We start from the raw sequence: 1,653 nt of genomic DNA, 5'->3' as shown, positions 1-1,653 counted from the left end.
CCAAACCTTCCCACCAAAAAACCTCAAAAGGAAACTCCATAAAATCATTCCAACGCAACTTTTGAGTCACAAAATATTCCATACCCCCACCCTGAAGAATTTGTGGAAGTTGCCAACAAAAACCAAAACTATCCGGCAACCAAGCTACAAGAGAAAATCTGCCAAACTTATCCCAAAAATAACCTTGACCATATAAAACCTGACGAACAATTGATTCCCCACTCACAGTATTTAACTCTGAGTAGGAAATCAATTATTCGTCAGGTTTTATATGGCCAAACTTATCCCAAAAATAACCTTGACCATATAAAACCTGACGAACAATTGATTCCCCACTCACAGTATTTAACTCTGGTTCTACCCACAAACCCCCAACAAACTCCCACTTTCCCAACTCTACTTGCGCTTTAATTCTATTAAATAAATCTGGTCTATTTATTTCTATCCATTCATATAGTGCCGGAGTCGAATGACAGAAAATAAGTTCCGGAAAATCTTGTTGTAAATTCAATACAGACTCAAAAGTTCGTTGCGCCACTTCCCAAGTTTCTTTGACATCCCATAACCAAGCTAAATCTAAATGAGCATGACCCAATAATTTCAGTTTTAAACTATTAATATACTTCTCAGAAATTTTGACTATTTCAGCATTAACTTTTATCAGACACTCTTCAAACTTTTCCCTCTCTCCAACTGACTGCCAATCTATCAAATTTACCGCATATTTTATTCTTTCTATATCTAAGTCATTCTCAGTCTCAACTTTTGCCAAATATTCAACTAAAATTTCTAACTCATCTGCCAATAAACCAGGGTCTAGCTGATAATTATCCACATTTTCATACACGCACCAAGACTTTACTAAAGCTCCCCAGTCATGTACCGGACTTACCAACTTAATCCCAATTAAAAAAGTCTCCCCAACCATTGCCTTTGGAGTTAGTAAAATTCGACTCGAACAGTCAAATAAATCTCCTGTTTGTACTAATTTTCCATTTACATAAATTTCCGCAGATTCAGCCCACCAAGTTAAACTTAATTTTAAAGATAAATCAGCTAAAAAATAGTTGTTTAAGTGTGAGGGAATTATCAATTTTTGCCCTAACCATAAAATCTGTTTACCTTTTTTCCAGGCAATATGTTTTCTCTCATTTGTTACGGCTAATTCCCAAGTATCTAAATTTTCAAGTGCGGTTAAAGGTATATCTCTTTGCTGACATCGCCATTGTCTTTGAATATCTACTTGGGTTAGTTTTCGTAGTTTTTCTATAGTTGTTGAAATTTCTCTAATAGAAAATTGCATAAAGTTTTGATTTGTTGATTATTGAATGTTTAGAAAGAGTATATAGCAGAAGAAAGAAGGAAGAAGAATAGATAGGATATAAGCTATCGCTCCACTCAACTGAGAAGATAGGGAAAATATTCGTTTCAATGGAGTTAAAGAAAACATTTTGTGAAGCTCAAAAAAATCTGTGAGGTTTTTAGTCTTGCATTCCCCAAAAAATTGTGAGAAAATTTATGTATTGGGATTTGTTCGCCCCTACGCATGACTATTTATTCAACTAAAAACGCCACACTTTTTACTGATAACTATAGATAGAGAGATATAAGCGATCGCTCATCTATATATAGCTATCGGTAAAAAGTGCAGTG

The 1,653-nt window shown here is 34.6% G+C and carries 1 pseudogene; it reads right to left on the bottom strand.

Annotation, left to right across the window (positions count from 1 at the left end):
* Positions 1–1,303, bottom strand: a pseudogene (locus D5R40_RS32800) (glycoside hydrolase family 38 N-terminal domain-containing protein); the annotation flags it as partial.
* Between the last annotated feature and the right edge of the window lie 350 nt (positions 1,304–1,653).

Source organism: Okeania hirsuta, assembly GCF_003838195.1.
Lineage (GTDB): Bacteria > Cyanobacteriota > Cyanobacteriia > Cyanobacteriales > Microcoleaceae > Okeania > Okeania hirsuta.
Note: the sequence above shows the minus strand (reverse complement) of the source record. Positions and strands in the feature narration are given on the sequence as shown.